We start from the raw sequence: 21,421 nt of genomic DNA, 5'->3' as shown, positions 1-21,421 counted from the left end.
CGCTATTGTAACAACGCGATTGCGTGCGTCTGTCCGCTTTCACTCATGCCGTCTCTTCGAGACCGAAGGGCGCGAGAGAACCGCGCCCTGCCCGCACCAGCACCGGTTCGGCGCCGGTCAGATCGATCACGGTGGATGGCTCGCACACACACGGGCCGCCGTCGATCACCAGGTCCAACTGTTTCTCGAGCCGTTCGCGGATTTCTTCCGGGTCGTTCAGCGGCTGGGTTTCGCCCGGCATGATCAGTGTGGAGCCGAGCAGCGGCTGGCCGAGTTCTTCAAGGATGGCCAGCGTGATCGCGTGCTCCGGCACCCGCAGGCCGATGGTCTTGCGCGACGGGTGCGACAGGCGGCGCGGCACTTCTTTGGTGGCCTGCAACACAAACACGTACGGGCCCGGCGTGACCGACTTGATCAGGCGGTACTGGCGGTTGTCGACCATCGCGAAGTTCGACAGCTCCGAGAGATCGCGCACCAGCAGCGACAACAGGGCCTTCTCGTCGAGTCCGCGAATCCGCCGCAGGCGCTCGACCGCGTCCTTGTCGTCGAGGTGGCAGGCGAGCGCGTAGCTCGAATCCGTCGGCAACGCGACGACGCCGCCGTCATTGATGATCTGCACGGCCTGTTTGACGAGGCGTGGCTGCGGGTTATCCGGATGAAGCCGAAAGTATTGGGACATTTTGACTAACGGTGGCTGCGGGTGACGGCGTGGCTACGGGCGAAAAAGCGGCCGAGAAAGCAGACGGAAAGCCGGGCGGAAGATCGGGCGAAAGCCCGCCCCTCGGACGGGGACAGTCGCGCATATCGTGCCGCCGCGGCACGGCGCGCGATCACAGCCAGCGTTCCCAGACGGGCTTGAGATCGGCAGGCAGCGGCGGCAGCGTGCCGAGATCGACACGGCCTTCGCCGGGTGCATGGAAGTCGGAACCGCGCGAAGCTTCGAAGCCAAAGCGGCGCGCGACGTCCGCGTATTCGCGGTACTGATCCGGCGTGTGGCTGCCTGTCACCACTTCGATCGCTTTACCGCCGAGGTCGATGAATTCGGCAAAGAGCGCGTCGAATTCCACCGGCGAGTACGCATAGCGCCCCGGGTGCGCGATGATCGCCTCGCCGCCGGCCGCCTGAATCCAGCCGACCGCGTCCGCCAGTTTCGCCCAGCGATGCGACACGTAGCCGGGCTTGCCGTCACCGAGATAGCGGGTGAACACGTCCTGTGTCGAGCTGGCGTAGCCGTTTTCGACCATGAAGCGCGCGAAGTGCGTGCGCGAAATCATGTCCGGGTTCGAGACGTATTTGAGCGCGCCTTGATAGGCGTCGGGGATGCCGAGCGTGGCCAACTGCTCGCCAATCGCTTCGGCGCGCGCGGCGCGGCCGTTACGGGTTCGCGCGAGGCCGTCGATCAGGATCGAACTGGTCGGATCGATGCCGAGCCCGACGATGTGCACGGTGCGCGACGCCCACGTAACCGAAATCTCCACGCCGCTCAGGTAGTCCATGCCGAGCGCCTCAGCGGCGCTGCGCGCTTCGTGCTGGCCACCCAGTTCGTCGTGGTCGGTCAGCGCCCACAGCGTCACGCCGCCCGCGTGCGCGCGGCGCGCAACATCGGCCGGCGCGAACTGGCCGTCGGAAACGGTGGAGTGGCAATGGAGGTCGGCGTTCATCTTTGTCTTGAGAAGGTTCTGCACTCATTTTACTGCAACGCAGTAAATGGCCGCAGCGCTATCTCGCGATAATGGCCCGTGCGCCGAAACCCTTTTGCAAGGTTCAGGCGCAGAAGCCCTCGATCAGCGCGGCTACCTGCTCGGGCTGGTCGTGATGCACCATATGCCCCGCCTCATCGATGATCTTTTCGCGCCAGTTCGGAAAAGCCTGGAAGCGCGCCTTGAATTCGTCGAGCGGAATCTCGCCGGCAATCTGGGCGAGCGTGGGCGAGTTGGCGGCCTCGACGTGCAGCACTTTCGCCATGACCTTGCGCCAGACGGCCATCACTTCGTCGAGGCGGTACAGCGTCGGCCCGCGCAGTTTGTGCGCCGGATCGGCGAGCAGCATGAAGCGCCCTTCTCCGTCCGGCTTGGACCAATGCTGCGCGAGGAACTCCGCACGCTGCGGAGCGAGGCGCGGGTTGGTCTTGATCAGACGGCCGGCGACGTCGTCCAGCGACGCATAGCGCTTCAACTGGGGCGGATCGCGCAACTCATCGAGCCAGTTGCGCAGACGCTTGGGCGCTTGCGCCGAGTGCGACGGCGCGAGACCGAAGCCCTCCAGATCGACCACGCGCCGCACCCGCTCCGGCCGCACGCCCGCATACAGGCAGACGATATTCGCGCCCATGCTGTGGCCGACCAGATTGACTTCGCCGGTCGGCGCATAGTGGTCGAGCAACGCGTCCAGGTCGCCGAGGTAATCCTGAATCCAGTAGTTGCCGCCGCCGCGTTCGGCGACCGGCCAGTCCGACAGGCCGAAGCCGCGCATATCGGGCGCAATCACCTGCCAGTCGCCGCCCAATGCGTCGACGACGAACTGGAACGATGCCGCCACGTCCATCCAGCCGTGCAGCATGAACAGCATCGGCGCATCCGGATTGCCCCAGCGCCGCACGTGCAGACGGATGCCGCGCACGGCGACGAATTCAGACCTGGATGTATTCATGAACGGCGCGCCCGAAAAAAGAATGGTCGTTCGATTATAACGAGATAGCCAGACGATGCGTGGCGTCCGGCTATGGAAAAAAGCTTCAGTTGCCCGAGGCTTGAGTGGCCGGCGGGGCCGACTGCTCAGCCTCGAGGCCGGCCAGGGCGACCAGCGCGGCCAGTTCGGCTTCGTCAAAACCGGCGTCGCGACGCGCCTCGAAATTGAACGGACCGCGTAATTTCGGTGCGTGATACTGGTCGGCGAGGCGCGTATAGGTGGCGTGCGGGTCGAGGCCGCCCTCGTCGCACAGATGGCGGAACCAGCGGTTGCCGATCAGCACATGACCGATTTCGTCGCGCAGGATCACGTCGAGAATCGCCGCGGACGCCAGGTCGCCCGCCTGCTGCAGGCGGGCGCGGATCGGCGGCGAGGCGTCGAGGCCGCGTGCTTCGAGGGTGCGCGGCACCAGTGCCATGCGCGCCAGCACGCCGGCACGGGTGCGCTCGCACATGTCCCAGAGGCCGTCGTGTGCGGGAAAATCGCCGTAGGCATGGCCGAATTCCGCAAGCCGCGCGACCAGCAGCGAGAAGTGATGGGCTTCTTCGGCAGCGACTTTGAGCCAGTCGGTGTAGAACGCCGCGGGCATGCCGGCAAAGCGCCAGACGGCGTCGAGCGCGAGGTTGATGGCGTTGAATTCGATGTGTGCCAGCGCGTGCAGCAAGACAGCCCGCCCTTCGGGCGATTGCATGCTGCGGCGCTTCAGTTTGCGCGGATCGACCAGTTCAGGACGTGCAGGACGGCCCGGCAGGTCGGTCGGCTCCGCGAGTTCGAGGTCAGCGAAGCATGCGTAGCTGCCTTCGAGCACCGCTGCGTATAGCGCGCGTGCTGCGGCCGCCTTGGTTACCGGATCGATTTCGCGCAATGCGGCCAGCGCCGCGCTGCGCGCGCAGTTCGCGCGATTTAGGCAGTGCTCAGGATTCGTCGACATCGGCAGAGCGAGCGGAACAGACGGGGCAGCGGAAATCATGGCACCAGGTTGGCAAAGGGAATGGCAACAGGCAGGACGGAAGGCGCGACGGTCGCCGAAGCTGGGCGGCGGACGGCTTACAGCACCGCCGAGCGGCCTAAGCACACAACCGTTTACAATACTCGATTCGACCATCTCGCGTGCCTATGGCGCGAGGCCGGCAGGACAGCCCGGTTCATCGGGGGCCTTCTGACCGCTTTTTGGGCGTTTGGCTTTAGTTGCCCTATTTAGCTGCCTCATTTAACGGCCCCATTTCGTAACCGGTTTCGCCGCCCCGGCCCGCCCGCACAGCGTGTAGCGACCGATCAAGAGGAGACAGCGTGACAATTTACAAGCTTGGCGAAGCAGCCCCGACCATCCATGAAAGCGTGTTCGTCGCGGATTCGGCGAACATTATCGGCAACGTGACGCTCGAGGAAAACTCAAGCGTCTGGTTCGGCGCGACGCTTCGCGGCGACAACGAGCCGATCACCCTCGGCGCCGGCAGCAACGTCCAGGAAAACGCGGTGCTGCACACCGACCCGGGCTTCCCGCTGACGATCGAGCCGAATGTGACGATCGGCCACCAGGTCATGCTGCACGGCTGCACGATCAAGGAGGGCTCGTTGATCGGAATTCAGGCCGTGGTCTTGAATGGAGCGGTAATCGGCCGCAACTGTCTGGTCGGAGCGGGCGCCATCGTCACTGAAGGCAAAGTGTTTCCCGACAATTCGCTGATTCTCGGCGCGCCCGCCAAAGTGGTGCGCGAACTGACCGAGACGGATATCGCCAATATGCAGCGCGGCACGGCAAGCTATGCCGAGCGCCGCGAATATTTCAAGGCGCAGCTCGTGCGCATCGGCTAGTCAGCCGGGCGCGCGGCGCGCACGGCGCAGCATCAGGCTGCGTCATTCGACCGAGGAAAAGTTGTGAGCGACCAGTTGCAAAAATTCATGTTCAGCGCGGCGCCGGTACGCGGCGAGATCGTTTCGCTGCGCAATACGTGGCAGGAAGTGCTGACGCGCCGGGACTATCCGGCGCCCGTCCGGACGATTCTTGGCGAGATGATGGCCGCGTGCGCGCTGCTTTCGGCGAACCTCAAGTTCGACGGCACGCTCGTCATGCAGATTTTCGGCGACGGTCCGGCCAAGATGCTGGTGGTGCAATGCAGCTCCGACCTGTCGATGCGCGCCACCGCCAAGCTCTCCGGCGAAGCAGGCAATACGATCGACGACACCACCTCGATGATCGACCTGGTCAACGCGAGCGGCCATGGCCGTTGCGTGATCACGCTCGACCCGCGCGACAAGCAGCCCGGCCAGCAGCCGTATCAAAGTATCGTGCCGCTCTCTGGCGTGGACGGTCCGCTCAAGTCAATGTCCGAAGTGCTCGAGCACTACATGCATCACTCGGAGCAGCTCGACACGCGCCTGTGGCTAGCGGCGAACACCGAGCGCGCAGTGGGCATGCTGCTGCAAAAGCTGCCGGGCGACGGCGGCATCGTCCCGCATCCGGGCGATCTGGATGCGGACACGTGGGAGCGCGTCTGCACGCTCGGCGGCACGATGTCGCAAGACGAGCTGCTGAAAGAAGAACCGGCAACGATTTTCCGCCGTCTGTTCTGGCAGGAGAACGTGCAGCATTTCGAACCGGCCACGACGCGTTTCGAATGCAGCTGTTCGCGCGAAAAAGTCGGCGCCATGCTGAAGATGCTGGGTCGCGAGGAAGTGGACGGCGTGATCGAGGAGCGTGGTCACGTCGAGATTCATTGCGAATTCTGTAATCAACGGTACGAATTCGATCCGGTGGACGTGGCGCAACTTTTCGTCGCGAATGCGCTCTCACAAGGCGTGACACCGGCGGCCGACCAGCGGCACTGAAGCGGCCAGGCTGCGGCGCGTTAAACGTGCTTTACGGCAGTAAAATGACGCGTCGCCTGCTACTTTTTTTGGGGCTTGGGCGGCGCGTTATCGTCGATCGTTGAGTTGGATCCCGGGCGGTGCGCGTTGCGCATGTTTTGCTTAGGCATCCGACCGATGGAGATCAAAAATGAACATTCCTACTTCGCTCAAGCATTGCATGCGCTCGTTGACCATGCTGGCAGTCATCGCCGGCAGCGCTGCACTTACGGGTTGCGTGATGGACCCACCGGGGCCATCGCCGATTTATAGCCGCCTGCCGGCAGACCAGTCGGGCATGTCCAGCACCGCCCGGCCGCTCACGCCGGAAGAGCGCGAGCGCTATGATGCGATCGACCGTCAGGTGCTCTCCGATCAGAATCAGGCCATTGCCGCCGAGAACGCGGCTCAGGCGTACTCACGTTATTACTCGCCACCTGTCAGCGTGTACGGTAGCTATTACGGCGGGGGTTGGGGGCACGGCTGGGGTACGGGTGTCGGCGTAGGCTACTCGCCGTATTGGGGCTGGTAAGCCGTAACGGGCACGCCGAAGGAGAGGCATCAACGATGCGGCGATTGAGAGGGATGCCGTTCTCATTGCAGCGCTGATAAAAAAGCCGCCCTATGGGCGGCTTTTTTTGTCTTTCCACGCGCTTTTACGCTCGCGTTTTCGTTCGTTTGTGCACTCAGTGCGCGGGCTTCTTCTCTGCCGACGCTTTGCCGCCATGCTTGCGATCCGGCTTCGCACGCGACTCCGGATTCGGCACCATATGCAGCGGCGCCGCCGACACCACACCACGCGTAGACGTAGTAACCGAAGGCGTGTTCGCAGCCGGCAACGGCGCGTTCGGCGCAACGAACTGCACGAACACTTCGCTGTCCTTCACCATGCCCATTTCGTAACGCGCCCGCTCTTCCACCGCCGCGGTGCCGTTCTGCAAATCCTGAACTTCGCCCTCGATACGCTCGTTGCGCAGCTTCGAGTCGGCGTTCTTCTGCAGTTGCTGCGCCAGTTGCTGCTGCAACTCGTGCACGCGCAACCAGCCACCATGCCCCCACCAGAGCGGATACTGGATGAGCGCCAGCAGAACGATCAGGACAGCAGTGACAAGCCGCATGAAGTAAGCACAATAAATACACGCCGCCCTGCGCTATACGCAGGGCGGCGGGGTCAATCAGAAACGAAAGATAACCGGTTCATCGGTCAGCGCTAGCGAGCAATCCATTTAGCGCAGATTGTAGAACGCCGACTTGCCCGGGTAGCTGGCGATATCACCGAGGTCTTCTTCGATGCGCAGCAACTGGTTGTACTTCGAGATGCGATCCGAACGCGACAGCGAACCCGTCTTGATCTGACCGGCGTTCAGGCCGACTGCGATGTCCGCGATCGTCGAATCTTCGGTTTCACCCGAGCGGTGCGAGATCACGGCCGTGTAGCCGGCGCGCTTCGCCATTTCGATCGCCGCGAAGGTTTCCGTCAGCGTACCGATCTGGTTGATCTTGATCAGGATCGAGTTGGCGATGCCCTTCTCGATGCCTTCCTTCAGGATGCGCGTGTTGGTGACGAACAGGTCGTCGCCCACCAGTTGCACCTTCTTGCCGAGCTTGTCAGTCAGGATCTTCCAGCCGGCCCAGTCGCTTTCGTGCATGCCGTCTTCGATCGAAACGATCGGAAACTTGTCGGCCAGGTTCGCGAGGTAGTCAGCGAATTCCGTCGACGACAGTTGCAGGCCTTCGCCCGCCAGCTGGTACTTGCCGTCGTGGTAGAACTCGCTCGCTGCGCAGTCGAGCGCGAGCAGCACGTCTTCACCGGCGCGGTAGCCCGCCTTTTCGATGGCTTGCAGGATGGTCGACAGGCATTCGTCGTTGCTGCCGAAGTTCGGTGCGAAACCGCCTTCGTCGCCCACGGCCGTGCTCATGCCGCGGTCGCTCAGGATCTTCTTCAGCGCGTGGAACACTTCAGCGCCGCAGCGCAGTGCTTCGCGGAAGGTCGGCTGGCTGACCGGCACGATCATGAATTCCTGGATGTCCAGGCTGTTGTTCGCGTGCGCGCCGCCGTTGACGATGTTCATCATCGGCACCGGCAGTTGCATCGCGCCCGAGCCGCCGAAATAGCGGTACAGCGGCAGGCCGGCTTCTTCAGCAGCAGCCTTCGCGACGGCCATCGACACAGCCAGCATCGCGTTCGCGCCGAGGCGCGACTTGTTGTCCGTGCCGTCGAGTTCCAGAAGGGTCTTGTCGAGGAAGGCCTGCTCGGAAGCGTCGAGGCCCATGATCGCTTCGGAGATTTCGGTGTTGATGTGCTCGACAGCCTTCAGCACGCCCTTGCCGCCGTAACGGCCGGCTTCGCCGTCGCGCAGTTCGATCGCTTCGCGCGAGCCCGTCGATGCACCCGACGGCACCGCAGCGCGGCCCATCGTGCCCGACTCGAGCAGCACGTCGCATTCGACGGTGGGGTTGCCTCGCGAATCGAGAATCTCTCGACCGATGATATCTACGATAGCACTCATGGTTTCCTCAAGAAATGACGTTGAATTCTTTACTGTGAAACTGCACCGGGCGCTGTGTCGATCCGGAGTTAGCGCTTTAGCACTTACTCTGGTCCCATGTAGAGCACTGGTCTCCCCTGCAGACTGCCTGCACCCCGATGCTTTCGACGACCATTGCGTGCATTCGCCGCGTGCCAACTGAGCCGATCGGGCCAATTATGCGCGCCGATCGTGACACCCCGCGAACGCCTGAATCAGTTGAAATCGCTTTCGAGGAACGGCGCGCGCTTGACGGCCTGATCGAGCGTCACCAGCGTTTCGAGCAGATCGGCCATGCGATGCAACGGCACCGCGTTCGGGCCGTCCGACTTGGCTTCCGAAGGCTTCGGATGGGTTTCCATGAAGAGACCCGAGACGCCGACGGCAACCGCGGCGCGCGCCAGCACCGGCACGAATTCGCGCTGACCGCCCGAGCTCGTGCCCTGCCCGCCCGGCAACTGCACCGAGTGGGTGGCGTCGAACACGATTGGCGCGTTGGTTTCGCGCATGATCGCAAGCGATCGCATGTCCGACACGAGGTTGTTATAGCCGAACGACACGCCGCGTTCGCACGCCATGAAGCGGTCTTCCGAGAGACCGGCTTCACGCGCCGCATCACGCGCCTTGTCGATCACGTTCTTCATGTCGTGCGGTGCGAGAAACTGGCCTTTCTTGATGTTGACCGGTTTGCCCGAACGCGCGCAAGCGTGGATGAAGTCCGTTTGACGGCACAGGAAAGCAGGCGTTTGCAGGACGTCGACCACCGACGCAACCTGCTCGATCTCGTGCTCGGCGTGCACGTCGGTCAGCACCGGCAAACCGAGCTGACGCTTCACTTCCGACAGAATGCGCAAACCTTCGTCCATGCCCAGACCGCGGAACGACTTGCCGCTGCTGCGGTTGGCCTTGTCGTACGACGATTTGTAGATGAACGGAATGTTCAGCTTCGCGCAGATTTCCTTCAGCCGGCCCGCCGTGTCGATCGTCATCTGTTCGGATTCGACGACACAGGTGCCCGCGATCAGGAAAAACGGCTTGTCGAGCCCGATTTCGAAATCGCCCAGTTTCATGCTTTCTCCCCAACTTCCGTCGCCACGCGCGGCTGCTGATGCGCGAGCGCCGCTGCGACAAACGACTTGAACAGCGGATGGCCATCACGCGGCGTGGACGTGAATTCCGGGTGGAACTGCACGCCGACGAACCACGGGTGCATGCTGCGCGGCAATTCCATCATTTCCGGCAGATCTTCACTCGGGGTACGGGCGCTGATGATAAGGCCACCGGCTTCGAGCTGGGGCACGAAGCGGTTATTGACTTCATAACGGTGACGATGGCGTTCGTTCACATCCTTGCCATAGATCTCTTCGGCCATCGTGCCGGGTTTGATCGGGCAGCGTTGCGAACCGAGGCGCATCGTGCCGCCCAGATCCGATTCTTCGGTGCGCTTCTCGACCTTGCCTTCACGGTCGTACCACTCGGTGATCAGTGCGACCACGCGGTTTTCGGTTTCCTGATCGAACTCGGTGCTGTTCGCATCTTTCAGGCCGACCACGTCGCGGGCGAATTCGATCACAGCCAGTTGCATGCCGAGGCAGATGCCGAGATACGGCACCTTCGCTTCGCGTGCGTAGCGGATCGCAGCGATCTTGCCTTCGGTGCCGCGACGACCGAAGCCACCCGGCACGAGCACCGCATCCAGATGCTTGAGGCTCTCGACGCCTTGCGTCTCGATCTCTTCCGAATCGATGTACTCGATGTTGACCTTGGTCGACGTATGCATCGACGCATGGCGCAGCGCTTCGATCAGCGACTTGTACGACTCGGTCAGATCGACATACTTGCCGACCATGCCGATCGTGACTTCGTGCTTCGGGTTCTCGAGCTTTTCGACGAGATCGGACCACATTGCCAGGTCGGCCGGCTTCGGCGTGAGCTTGAGCTCTTCGCAGATGATCGCGTCCAGACCCTGGTCGTGCAGCATTTGCGGGATCTTGTAGATGCTGTCGGCGTCCCACACGGAAATCACCGCGTCTTCCGGCACGTTCGAGAACATCGAGATCTTCGCGCGCTCGTCGTCCGGAATGCGGCGGTCGGCGCGGCACAGCAGTACGTGCGGCGAAATACCGATTTCGCGCAGCTTTTGCACGCTGTGTTGGGTAGGCTTGGTTTTCAGCTCGCCTGCGGTGGCGACCCAGGGCACCAGCGTGAGGTGCACGAAGCACGCGCTGTTGCGGCCCATACGCAGACTCATCTGACGCGCGGCCTCGAGGAACGGCAGCGATTCGATGTCGCCCACGGTGCCGCCCACTTCGACGATAGCGACGTCCGGTTCACCGCACGTCGCGGAAGCCGCGCCGCGTTCGATGAACGCCTGGATTTCGTTCGTGATATGCGGAATGACCTGCACCGTCTTGCCAAGATAGTCGCCGCGGCGTTCCTTGCGGATCACCGATTCGTAAATCTGGCCTGTGGTGAAGTTGTTGGCCTTGCGCATCTTCGTGCTGATGAAGCGCTCATAGTGGCCAAGGTCGAGGTCAGTCTCCGCTCCATCTTCCGTCACGAACACTTCGCCGTGTTGAAACGGACTCATCGTGCCGGGGTCGACGTTGATGTAGGGATCGAGCTTGAGGAGGGTGACTTTAAGACCGCGCGATTCGAGGATCGCGGCGAGGGAAGCGGCGGCAATACCCTTGCCGAGGGAAGATACTACGCCGCCGGTGACGAAAACATATTTGGTCATCGCTGGATGCTCGCGGGAAAAACGGATTATACCGTAAAGCAGGGTCTCAACCCAGCAAAATCCGAGCGACATCTGCACGTACCGATGCTACGGCGGCAGCAATTGCCGTGCGCCGATCATGCACCGTTTTTTTGCCCCGGCGAGGCGTGCGGTCAGGCGCCCCGCTCCAGTTCGCGCAGCATCCGCTGCACCGCGCGCGCGGTTTCGAGCGGTTTTTCCATCGGATACAGATGGCTGCCTTCGATCCATTCCACATGACCGCCAGTCGCGCGGCGCGTGGCGTCCAGACCCGCCTGGCGCACCTCCTTCGAACGCGTGCCGGCGATGAAGCCCACCGGCACCGGGGCGCCGCGCGCAAGCCGGGGGCCGAGCGTATGCGGCAAGGTCTTGTAGATCTGATACTCAGTGCGCCGGTCGAAAGCGAGCGAACGGCCGCCGTCGCGCGAGCTCTGCGGGATGCCGAAGTCGATGTAGTCGGACAGCATGCGCTCGTCCCAGCGCGCGAACGCCGGCTTCGAGTGGAAATGCCGCCATGCTTCGTCGCGGCTCGCCCACTGCGTGCGGCGTGTGCGGGTCGCGGCCGCGGGCGACAGGCGCTCGTCGAGTCCGGTCCATTGCGATACACGCAGCATGCTGCTGCGCCAGCCCGCGATCACCGGCGAGTCGAGCATCACCACGCCCCTCACCCACTGCGGTTTTTTCAGTGCGGCCATTAGCGACAGATAGCCGCCCAGCGAATGACCAACCAGCCACACCGGCTGCTCGTACGAGCGGCCGATGTCGTCGAGCAATTGCTCGACCAGATGCGGCCAGTCTTGCGTGACGGGATAACGCGCGTCGTGGCCGATGCGCTCGATCGAGCGCAGGTCATAGTCGTCGGCGAGTTCGGCGAAGATCGTCCGGTAGGTCGACGCCGGAAAACCGTTCGCGTGCGAGAAGTGGATGATGTTTTTCAACTGCGACTATCTCCGTTCTGTTTTGGCACGCCGAATTGGCTCCTGGCTTTTCATCCAGGTTCCAGGCCCAGCGGCGCGTTTGTTCTGTTTGTTCTATCTGTACGGTCAGTGATCCATCAGCGATCCATCCAGTAGCGGCGCTGTGTGTCGCGATAGCGTTCGAGCGTCAGTGCGGCGTCGGTCAGGTCCGCGTTGGTTCCGGTGCCAACTCCTGGACTTCCCTCAGACCCGAAGTTCGGATTAGGGCCTGGGCCGGGGTCCGTTTTGAGATCCGGGCTGACATCAACCCGCACCGCGCCGTCCGCATCGCTGCGCGCAAGCTCGATGTGCCGCGCCTTATAACGCTCGAACACACCCGCATTCGGATGATGAAATCGGTTGCGATAGCCTACCTGAAATAGCGCGACGAGCGGGTCGATAGAGTCGAGGAACGGCTCGGTCGACGAGGTCTTGCTCCCGTGATGTGGCACGACCAGCACCTGGGCGCGCAACGCGTCGCGATCGCGCGCGAGCAGGATGCGTTCGACCGGCGCTTCGATGTCGGCCGTCAGCAAGGCGGTTATGCGTATTGGCGTCGGTTTAACATTTCCGGCCGGCATGCTCTCGGGGGCCGCTCGGCCCTGCGCAAGCGTCATGCTCACCGCGGCCGGCGGGTTCGCCGCGGCAGGCAGCCTCGTCTCAGCAGACACCGTACTCACCCGCAACACGCAGCAATGCGCATTCGGCTTGCCTTGCAGCGGTCCGGCATCGGGCCAGAGTATTGCGAACTCGACGCCGTCCCACTGCCAGCGCTGCCCCGCCGCGCAGGGCAACGTATCCGCGCCGCGCTGCTTTGCGTTCGACCACAACGGATTCGTCGGCGCCAATGCGGCCACCATTTGGCGCACCTCGATCGCGTCCAGCACAGCCGGCGCGCCGCCCGAGTGGTCGGAGTCGGCGTGGCTGATGAGCAGCGTATCGAGCGTCCTGACGCCATGCGCCTGTAAAAACGGCACGACAACCCGTTCTCCCGCATGCGTCGATTCCGGCCCCGGCCCGGCATCGAACAGCAGCGCATGGTGCGCCGTTTCGACCAGCACCGAGGTGCCTTGACCGACATCGAGCGCCGTCAGACGGAAGCTGCCATGCGGCGGGCCGGGCGGCGCCGGTAGCAGCAGTGGCAGCCACGTCAGCGGTGCGGCCCAGCGCAGCGGCCAGCCACGCGGCGCCAAACACCAGAGAACGCCGACCGCCGCCGCGGCAAGGGTCCACGCGTCAGGCTGCGGCAATCGCCAGAGCGTCCATGCCGGGCCGGACAGCATCTGCAGGCCCGCAGCGAGCAGGTCGAGCATGGTGTGTGCGACGCGAAAGGCGTAGGCATCGAATGGCGCGGGCAACGCGACGCCCGCCAATACCGCCGGCGTCACCAGCAGGCTCACCCACGGAATCGCGAAAGCATTCGCGAGCGGGCCGATCAGTGGAATCTGCGCGAACCAGTAAACGGTGAGCGGCGCAAGCGCGACCGTCACCGCGAACTGCACATGCGCGGCGCTGCGCAGGCGCTCGCCGAAAGCACGAGCGCGACGACACAGGCCGGACCACAGGCGCGAGAGCCTTGTCGGCGTCACGGCGCCTTCACCCTCTTCGTCACGGCGCTGCTCATGATCCTGCACTCGAGGCCGTCCCGACATCGCGAACAGAATCGCTGCCACCGCGCAGAACGACAGCCAGAATCCCGCCGCCACGACCGCCCATGGATCGATCAACAGCACCAACCCCAAGGCCCACGCCAACACCACCGATCGCGCGACGTTGCGCCCACTGATAAACGCGAGCGCAACGACACCCGCCATCCACAACGCACGCTGCGCCGGCACGTTGAACCCGGCCAACGCCGCATGCAGCCCCGCGAACAACGCGCCGCCCGCCACCGCGACGACCTGCGCTGGCAGCAGCAACGGCCAGTTGCGACCGATGAACCCCGAGCGCCGCCACACCGCTCCAGCGAGCCACGCCGCCAGTCCCGCTACAAAACCAATATGCAAGCCAGAAATCGCCACCAGATGACTGGTGCCCGTGCCGCGCATCAACAGCCAGTCGGCCGCGCTGACTTCGTCCTGCGCGCCGATGGCGAGCGCCACCACGATCCCACGATGTGGCGCGTCGGCGAGCACCGTGCCGATGCGCGCCCGCAGCGCGGCGCGCCAGCGATCGACCGTCACGCCTACGCCATGTGCGTTGCCAGGCAAACGCACGGCGTGAGCCGGTGCGCTCACATAGCCGGTGGCGCGTACATTGCGCGCCAGCAAGCTGGCTTCGGCATCGCGCACGCCAAAGTTCGCATTGCCGTGCGGACGTTTGAGCCGCACGGTCAGCCGCCAGCGTTCGCCTGGTTCGAGCAACGGCGCAGGCGCATCTTCCGCAATCCACGACAGTTGGATCACGCGTGGAAACGCGGCGATCGGTGCATTCGCCGACTCGACTTCGAAGAGGAAACGCGCCCCCTTTTCATTGCGTGACGGCAGCCCCTTGATACTGCCGACGACGTCGATATCGCGCCCCTCCCACGCGCTCGGCAAGCTCACCGCGAGCCGAGTTTCTGCGCGCCAGGCAGCATAGCCAAAGCCCACACATAAGGCCGCAATCCACACCGCACTCCAGCCCACGCCCGAACGCAAGCGCGCGCTGAACAAGACGCGCCTCACGCGCGAATTCACGACTGCCGCACGCGTGTCCGCGACCACAGAAGCACCCCAGCGCAATCCGCCCGACACATCGCGACACACCTCGCCCGAGGAGTCGCAGCACACCCCGTCCGGCGCGTTGCCGCACACCCTGTCGGGAGAATCGACGCACGCTTTCTCCGAAGAACCGCAACTCACTTCGCCATAAGAGCCACGGCGCAATCCCCACGCCGCCATGAGAATCGCAACGCACCCAAGCAGCACCAGCACGCACCATCCACCCCCATCCGGCAACACCGCCTGCCGCTGCAGCCAGAACACGCCCAACGCAAACCCGCACCACCATGCCCGCATCCGCCCTCCGCCCAGCCATCGCCGGACGGCGCAACGCACAGCGAGCAGGCGTCAGCAATCCCGCCAGGCATGTGTTCCGCCCGGCGCGAATCACTCAAACCATCGCGTTCAATTATGCAGAGGAAAGTGCGAGCCGCGGCAGCGCGGCGAGCGCGTTAGCCGTTGTGCCTAGGGCGGTTTCGTCGGCGCTCATGCCGCGCAGTTGCGCGAGGCCCGCGCCGATGGCCGGAATCTGATCCGGCGCGTTGCGCTGTTTGTACATCCAGGAAGGCGCGATGTCCGGCGCGTCGGTCTCGACGACCAGCGCATCGAATGGCAATTGCTCGGCAAGACGGCGGATTTGCCGCGCTCGTTCGAAGGTCAGATTGCCACCGAAACCGAGATGCATGCCCTGGTCGATATACGCCTGAGCCTGCTGGAAACTACCGTTGAAAGCGTGTGCGATGCCGCGATGAATCTGATGCCGCCGCAGCCCTTTGATCACCTGATCCTGCGATTTGCGCACGTGGCAAATCACCGGCAGATCGAATTCGCGCGCCAGTTGAAGTTGACCGTTGTAGAAGAACTGCTGGCGCGCATCGTCGAGACCTTCGACGAAATAATCGAGGCCGATCTCGCCGATGCCGACGAACAGCGGATCGTCGAGACTCGCCTCGATTTCCATGCGCAGCAGGTCGAGATCGCTGTCCTGCGCGCCCGGCGTAAAAAGTGGATGAATGCCCAGCGCATACGCGCCGCCATCGACACGGTGCGCGAGTTCACGCACCGTCGTGAAGTTCTCGCGACCGATCGCGGGAATCACGATACGCCCCACGCCCACTCGACGCGCTGCATCGGCGACTTCGTCGCGATCGGCGTTGAATTCCGAAGCGTCGAGATGGCAGTGCGTATCGATCCACATGGCGCGCCTCGTTAGTGACAGAGGTGGCGGAGCAACGCTTACGTTCCGCGCGGTGCTTAAACCGGCACCGGCGGCTCTTCGTACAACACGCCGTCGCGCAAGCGCATGATCCGGTCGCAACGTCCGGCCAGTTCCGGATCGTGCGTGACGATCACGAAGCTGGTGTCGAGCGTTTGCGACAGTTCGAGCATCAGGTTGAACACGGTGTCGGCGGTGCCGCCGTCCAGATTGCCGGTGGGTTCGTCGGCGAGTACGCAAGCGGGTTTTGTCACTAGCGCCCGCGCGATCGCGACACGTTGACGCTCGCCGCCCGACAGCTCACCTGGACGATGCTTCGCCCGATGTCCCATGCCGACGCGCTCCAGCACCGCGAGCGCTTCGCGCCGCGCGGCTTCGGTCGTCATCCGGCGGATCCGCAGCGGCATGGCGACGTTGTCGAGCGCGGTGAATTCGGGCAGCAGATGGTGGAACTGATACACGAAACCGAGCGCGCGATTACGCAGATCGTTGCGTTCGCGCTCGGAGAGCTTCGTAAAGGGCTTGCCCATTACCGAAACATGACCGGCACTTGGATCGTCGAGGCCGCCGAGCACATGCAGCAGCGTGCTCTTGCCGGACCCCGACGCGCCGACGATCGCCAGCTTTTCGCCGCGCCGGACATTCAGTTGCGCGTTGTTGAGGACCTGCACATTGAGGCCGCCCTGCACGAACGACTTCGAAATGCCGGTCGCTTCCAGCACATAGGGATGCAGCGCGTTATTTTGATCGGCCATGGCCAGGCTAGTGGAACGGTCATTCATAGCGCAGTGCCTCCGCAGGACGGACTTTCGCACCACGCCAGCTCGGATAAAGCGTCGCCAGCGCCGACATCACGAACGCGATGATGCCGATCCGCGCCACGTCGGCGGGAATCAGTTCAGACGGCAGTTCGCTGATGAAATACACAGACGGCGGCAGGAACTGCACGCCGAGCAGATGCTCGATCATCGGCACGAGCCACGGAATGCTCCAAGCAATCAGGCAGCCGAGCGCGACGCCGGTCGCCGTGCCGATAAAGCCTATCGTCACACCCTGCACGACGAATATCTTCATGATTGAGCCGGGCTGCGCGCCGAGCGTGCGCAGAATCGCGATGTCGGCCTGCTTGTTGGTCACCGTCATCACCAGCGACGACACCAGATTGAACGCCGCGACCGCGATGATCAGCGTGAGAATGATGAACATCATGCGTTTTTCGATCTGCACCGCCGAGAACCAGGTCTTGTTCTGCTGGGTCCAGTCGCGAATATACAAATCGCCGGACAGGCTGCGCGCCAGTTGATGCGCGACCTCCGGCGCCCGCTGCATGTCGGTCAGGCGCAGCCGCACGCCAGTCGGCGCGGATAGCCGGAACAGCGCCTGCGCGTCCTTGATATTGATCAGCGCGAGCGTGCTGTCGTATTCGTAATGCCCCGACTCGAAGATGCCCACCACCGTGAACTGTTTCAGTCGAGGCAGCATGCCGGCGGGCGTGATGGTGCCTTCGGGCGCGACCAGCGTGATCTTGTCGTTGACCGCCACACCAAGATTGGTGGCGAGGTCCGCGCCCAGCACGATGCCGAAGTCGCCCGGCACGAGGTCGGTCAGCTTGCCGCCCTTCATTTCCTTGCCGATGTCGGACACTTCGGGTTCGAGCGTCGGCTCGACGCCGCGCAGCGCCACGCCGCTCACGGCGTCCTGGCGCGTGAGCAGCGCTTGCGCTTCGACGTACGGCGCCGCGCCGATCACTTCCTTGTTCTGGCGCGCTTCCTGGGCAGTCAATTGCCAGTTAGGCATCGAACCGGTCGGCGAAAAGATTTCGACGTGCGCCAGCACCGACAGCATCCGGTCGCGCACCTCTTTCTGGAAGCCGTTCATCACGGACAACACGACGATCAGCGCCGCGACGCCGAGCGCAATGCCCGACATCGACACGAGCGCGATGAAGGAAATGAAGCCGTTACCGGTCGTGCGTTTGCCGGCGCGGGTGTAGCGCCAGCCAATCTGCCATTCGTAGGGAAATTTCAAGCGAATCCTTTTCTGCGTTCTTCGTCTGCTCGCGGGCCTTTTGCCGCGCATGGCGGCGGCAGCTTGCGGCTGTCACGCCTGTCATGCGGCCCCGAGCGTCGTGATCATTGGTGTCGCGGCAACCCGGATGGTTCCGGTATGACGTTCCGGTGCGCTCCTGTGCCCCAAGCAACCCCCGCGCCACCGGAGCCATCGCCCCGTCCCTGCCGCCACTGCCGTCAATCAAGCGCGAAGTTTGCCATACAATGCCGCGAACACACGCAAAGGCCTTGCACGCGGGGTTCACGGCGAACGCACAGGCCTGCCGGCGGCATCGAGCACAACGCTCGCGGCGACAACCGGCCCGCCCGCCGCCTCGAGCCGCCCACACCCTAGCGCAGGTTATAGCGACTCCTCAGACCATTGATGATCCCGGCCGCCTCGCTGGCCGCCACGTCGCGCACTTCCGCATCCTTACGGTCGCGATGCAGATGGGTGATATCCCAGTTGCAGCCGTCCTCATCCTCGACGGTCTCGTGGAATCCGGTCGGGATCCAGCCGGCCGTGGCCGGATTGGCGTCGAGCGCCTGCACGACCAATCCGAGCAGTTCCTGCTCGGTTTTCAGTTCACGCGACATGTCGGTCTCCCTCGTCATGGGCGCGGTGCCGCCGCGCGCGGCTGCTGCCATCGGCGAGGCCCGGATGGGGGTGCCCGAATCCGCCGATATGGTCTGAATACTCGCACTCTTTGCCCTACAATGCGCAGCATCATGCACGCCAACCGTCTTCATCTTCTCCTGCCCTTCGCGCTGCCCGCCGCAGCGGACGCCTCCACCGCCCTGCACGATATTCAGAGTCCAGCCCTCGACCGGCTGATCGCCCGTGCGACGCTGGTCGAACGGGTGGTCGGTGAAGATTTTCAGCGCACGCTGCCGCACGAGCGCTGGGTGGCGCGCCAGTTCGGCGCGCTGCCGAGCGGCGCAGCTGCCGCCGACGAAGCGCCGCTTGCCCCGTACATGCTGCGCGCAGACGGCGGCGAACCCGGCAACGCCACGTGGGCCTGCGTGCAACCGGTGCACGTGCGTATCGCTCACGACCATCTGGTGCTGATCGATCCGGCCTCGCTCGAACTGTCCGACGACGAAGCCAGCGTGCTGCTGGCGATCGCCCGGCCGTTGATCGAGGAACTCGGCGTGCGCATCGAAGCGCCGAAGCCCGCGCGCTGGTACCTGTCGGGCGACGGCTTCGGCACGCTGGCAGGAGCGTCACCGTTGCGCGCGAGCGGCCGCAACATCGAAATCTGGCTGCCGCACGAGGCCCATTCCGGCGACCGTTCACGCGCCTGGATGAAGCTGCAGAACGAAGTCCAGATGGCATGGTTCGAGCATCCCGTCAATGAAGCGCGCGAAGCGCGTGGCCTGCCAGCTGTCAACTCGATCTGGTTTCACGCTCAAGGCGCGGCGCAGCCGGTGACGAGCCCGTTCGCGCGGGTGTTTTCCGACGCGGCGGCCACGCGTGGCCTCGCCATGACGTCGGGCGTCCAGACCGCGGCGCCGCCGGCGTCGTTTGCGGCGTTCCAGGCCGCTAGTGCGGCAAACGGCGCCTCAGGCAACGCGTCGGTTGGCACGTCCGCCGACACACATGCCAACGGCGCCACGCTGGTAGAACTCGATCCTTTCTCCACGCCCTACATCGAGCAGGACTGGGCGCGCTGGAACGACGCCTTCGCCGCATTGCAAACCGACTGGTTCGAGCCGGCACTACAAGCGCTGCAATCCGGCCAGTTAAACGAACTCGCCCTGACGCTGTGCGGCGACACCGGTTCGGTGACGCTCACGATCACGCGCGGCGACCTGCGCAAATTCTGGCGACGGCGCGTGTTCGCCTCGCTGTTTATCGAATGACCTATCGAATGATCCACGGCCTCTCCGAATGACTCGAATCGTTACGCGCGCCTCGTCACCCGTCGACGCCGAAGTCCTCACCCGCCACGGCCTGCATCCGGTGCTGGCGCGCCTGTACGCCGCGCGCGGCGTGTGCATGCCCGATGAAATCGAAACCGGTCTCGCGCGGCTCGTGCCGCCCGCCGGGCTCAAAGGCTGCGAAGACGCCGCCGCGCTGCTCGCCGATGCCATTCGGAACAAGCGCCGCATGCTGGTGGTCGCCGACTACGACTGCGACGGCGCCACCGCCTGCGCGGTCGCGGTGCGCGGCTTGCGCATGTTCGGCGGCCAGATCGAATATCTGGTGCCGAACCGCTTCGAATACGGCTATGGCCTCACGCCTGAGATCGTCGCGCTGGCCGCTCGCAGTGCATCGGGCAAGCCGGAACTGCTGATTACGGTCGATAACGGCATCGCCAGCGTCGACGGTGTGGAAGCGGCGAACGCGCTCGGCATCGACGTGCTCGTCACCGACCATCACCTCCCCGGCGACGAACTGCCGGCAGCCCGCGCCATCGTCAATCCGAACCAGCCGGGCTGCACGTTCCCGAGCAAATGCATCGCCGGCGTCGGCGTGATGTTTTATGTGCTGCTGGCATTGCGCGCGGAATTGCGCCGCCGCGGCGCCTTCAACGACGACTTCCCCGAGCCCCGTCTGGACGGCCTGCTCGATCTGGTCGCGCTCGGCACGGTGGCCGACGTGGTCAAGCTCGACGGCAATAACCGCGTGCTGGTCGCGCAAGGACTGCAGCGGATTCGCAAAGGCAAGATGCAGCCGGGCATCGCCGCCCTCTTTCGCGCCGCCGCGCGCGACGCCCGCAGCGCGTCGGGCTTCGACCTCGGTTTCGCGCTCGGGCCACGTCTGAATGCGGCCGGCCGCCTGTCGGACATGTCGCTCGGCATCGAGTGCCTGACCACCGACGACATCGGCCGCGCATGGGATCTCGCACAGCAGCTCGACACGATGAACCGCGAGCGCCGCGAAATTGAAGCAGGCATGCAGCAGCAGGCGCTCGAAGACCTCTCGGCAATCGATCCTGAGGGCGCGACCACCATCACGCTGTTCAATCCGAGTTGGCACCAGGGCGTGATCGGCATCGTCGCCGGACGGTTGAAGGAGAAATTCCACCGGCCGTCGTTCACGTTCGCGCTCGCCGACGATAGCGGCCAGCTCGTCAAAGGCTCGGGCCGTTCGATCTCGGGCTTCCATCTGCGTGACGCGCTCGATCTGATCTCGAAGCGCGAGCCGGGCCTGATCGTCAAATTCGGCGGCCACGCAATGGCCGCGGGTTTGACGATGGCCGCCGCCGACGTGCCGCGCTTCACCGCCGCGTTCGAGGCCGTGGGCCGCGAATGGCTCTCTGAAGAGGCGCTCTCGCGCACGGTCGAAACCGATGGCGAACTCGAAGACGCCTACTTCACGCCGCAATTCGTCGAAATGCTCGACGCCGCCGTATGGGGCCAGGGCTTCCCGGCGCCGGTGTTTTCCGGCGAATTCGACATTGCGTCGCAGGCGCTGGTGAAAGACAAGCATCTGAAGCTGCAACTGGTGCGCGGTCGCCAGCGCTTCAACGCGATCTGGTTCAATCACACCGATACGCTGCCGGCACGCACCATCGTCGCCTACAGGCTCGCCAGCGACACGTGGAATGGCGTGTCGCGAGTGCAATTGATCGTCGAGCACGCGGCGAGTTAGCACGTTGCTCGAGATGCCCGCAGGATGCGCAACGGCGTCGAAAATCACCGCAAAATCAACCCCAAACCCGCGCCGGATCG

General features: G+C 64.0%; 19 protein-coding genes. 5 read left to right on the top strand and 14 right to left on the bottom strand.

The features are described 5' to 3' along the window. Nucleotides 1-43: 43 nt before the first annotated feature. From KHO30_RS11985 to KHO30_RS11970, 4 genes are all read right to left on the bottom strand, one after another. A complete protein-coding gene (locus tag KHO30_RS11985; protein WP_054038207.1) occupies nucleotides 44-679 on the bottom strand; it encodes an L-threonylcarbamoyladenylate synthase in 636 nt (211 codons plus the stop codon). Nucleotides 680-830: 151 nt separating this feature from the next. Continuing rightward, nucleotides 831-1,661, bottom strand: a complete 831-nt coding sequence (locus tag KHO30_RS11980; RefSeq protein WP_211701143.1) for a 3',5'-nucleoside bisphosphate phosphatase — start codon at nucleotides 1,659-1,661, stop codon at nucleotides 831-833. A gap of 103 nt (nucleotides 1,662-1,764) precedes the next feature. Beyond that, nucleotides 1,765-2,649, bottom strand: a complete 885-nt coding sequence (locus KHO30_RS11975; protein WP_211701142.1) for an alpha/beta fold hydrolase — start codon at nucleotides 2,647-2,649, stop codon at nucleotides 1,765-1,767. An 85-nt stretch (nucleotides 2,650-2,734) separates the two neighbouring features. Continuing rightward, a complete protein-coding gene (locus tag KHO30_RS11970; protein WP_211701141.1) occupies nucleotides 2,735-3,658 on the bottom strand; it encodes a ferritin-like domain-containing protein in 924 nt (307 codons plus the stop codon). A 320-nt stretch (nucleotides 3,659-3,978) separates the two neighbouring features. On the opposite strand from KHO30_RS11970, the gene KHO30_RS11965 reads away from it, so the two are divergent. From KHO30_RS11965 to KHO30_RS11955, 3 genes are all read left to right on the top strand, one after another. Continuing rightward, the gene (locus KHO30_RS11965) at nucleotides 3,979-4,503 is read left to right on the top strand and encodes a gamma carbonic anhydrase family protein (RefSeq protein WP_172173977.1); all 525 of its coding nucleotides are present in this window, start codon (nucleotides 3,979-3,981) and stop codon (nucleotides 4,501-4,503) included. Nucleotides 4,504-4,566: 63 nt separating this feature from the next. Continuing rightward, entirely contained in the window at nucleotides 4,567-5,517 is a 951-nt protein-coding gene (hslO, locus tag KHO30_RS11960; RefSeq protein ID WP_093633539.1) for an Hsp33 family molecular chaperone HslO, read from the top strand. Between the two features lie 169 nt (nucleotides 5,518-5,686). Continuing rightward, nucleotides 5,687-6,067, top strand: a complete 381-nt coding sequence (locus KHO30_RS11955; protein WP_211701140.1) for a hypothetical protein — start codon at nucleotides 5,687-5,689, stop codon at nucleotides 6,065-6,067. Between the two features lie 154 nt (nucleotides 6,068-6,221). On the opposite strand, the gene ftsB is transcribed toward KHO30_RS11955, so the two are convergent. The 10 genes from ftsB to KHO30_RS11905 form a co-directional block, all read right to left on the bottom strand. After that, on the bottom strand, nucleotides 6,222-6,653 hold the full coding sequence (ftsB, locus tag KHO30_RS11950) for a cell division protein FtsB (RefSeq protein ID WP_093633541.1): 432 nt from the start codon (nucleotides 6,651-6,653) through the stop codon (nucleotides 6,222-6,224). A 108-nt stretch (nucleotides 6,654-6,761) separates the two neighbouring features. Beyond that, entirely contained in the window at nucleotides 6,762-8,045 is a 1,284-nt protein-coding gene (gene eno, locus KHO30_RS11945; protein WP_054038196.1) for a phosphopyruvate hydratase, read from the bottom strand. Between the two features lie 233 nt (nucleotides 8,046-8,278). Continuing rightward, nucleotides 8,279-9,133 (bottom strand): 3-deoxy-8-phosphooctulonate synthase, encoded by an 855-nt coding sequence (kdsA, locus tag KHO30_RS11940; RefSeq protein WP_093633542.1) that lies wholly within the window; start codon nucleotides 9,131-9,133, stop codon nucleotides 8,279-8,281. Continuing rightward, nucleotides 9,130-10,803 (bottom strand): CTP synthase, encoded by a 1,674-nt coding sequence (locus KHO30_RS11935; protein WP_211701139.1) that lies wholly within the window; start codon nucleotides 10,801-10,803, stop codon nucleotides 9,130-9,132. Before KHO30_RS11935 ends, kdsA begins: the two co-directional genes overlap by 4 nt. Nucleotides 10,804-10,955: 152 nt before the next feature. Continuing rightward, entirely contained in the window at nucleotides 10,956-11,759 is an 804-nt protein-coding gene (locus KHO30_RS11930; RefSeq protein ID WP_211701138.1) for an alpha/beta fold hydrolase, read from the bottom strand. Nucleotides 11,760-11,875: 116 nt separating this feature from the next. Next, nucleotides 11,876-14,776 (bottom strand): DNA internalization-related competence protein ComEC/Rec2, encoded by a 2,901-nt coding sequence (locus tag KHO30_RS11925; protein ID WP_211701137.1) that lies wholly within the window; start codon nucleotides 14,774-14,776, stop codon nucleotides 11,876-11,878. Nucleotides 14,777-14,888: 112 nt separating this feature from the next. Next, a complete protein-coding gene (locus tag KHO30_RS11920) occupies nucleotides 14,889-15,677 on the bottom strand; it encodes a TatD family hydrolase (RefSeq protein ID WP_211701136.1) in 789 nt (262 codons plus the stop codon). Nucleotides 15,678-15,733: 56 nt separating this feature from the next. Further along, complete coding sequence (lolD, locus tag KHO30_RS11915; RefSeq protein ID WP_093633547.1) at nucleotides 15,734-16,477, bottom strand: lipoprotein-releasing ABC transporter ATP-binding protein LolD; 744 nt, start codon at nucleotides 16,475-16,477, stop codon at nucleotides 15,734-15,736. Then, nucleotides 16,470-17,723, bottom strand: coding sequence for a lipoprotein-releasing ABC transporter permease subunit (locus KHO30_RS11910; RefSeq protein WP_093633548.1), 1,254 nt, complete (start codon nucleotides 17,721-17,723; stop codon nucleotides 16,470-16,472). Before KHO30_RS11910 ends, lolD begins: the two co-directional genes overlap by 8 nt. Before the next feature lie 371 nt (nucleotides 17,724-18,094). After that, nucleotides 18,095-18,340: a hypothetical protein gene (locus KHO30_RS11905; RefSeq protein ID WP_093633549.1), complete on the bottom strand. Its 246-nt coding sequence runs from the start codon at nucleotides 18,338-18,340 to the stop codon at nucleotides 18,095-18,097. A gap of 120 nt (nucleotides 18,341-18,460) precedes the next feature. Between KHO30_RS11905 and KHO30_RS11900 the strand changes: the two genes are divergently transcribed. After that, complete coding sequence (locus KHO30_RS11900; protein ID WP_200617836.1) at nucleotides 18,461-19,606, top strand: regulator; 1,146 nt, start codon at nucleotides 18,461-18,463, stop codon at nucleotides 19,604-19,606. A gap of 28 nt (nucleotides 19,607-19,634) precedes the next feature. Next, nucleotides 19,635-21,341, top strand: a complete 1,707-nt coding sequence (gene recJ / locus KHO30_RS11895; RefSeq protein WP_211701135.1) for a single-stranded-DNA-specific exonuclease RecJ — start codon at nucleotides 19,635-19,637, stop codon at nucleotides 21,339-21,341. Nucleotides 21,342-21,421 lie beyond the last annotated feature (80 nt).

This window comes from Paraburkholderia aspalathi (assembly GCF_905220735.1).
GTDB lineage: Bacteria > Pseudomonadota > Gammaproteobacteria > Burkholderiales > Burkholderiaceae > Paraburkholderia > Paraburkholderia aspalathi.
This window is presented reverse-complemented; position numbering and strand designations above follow the sequence as displayed.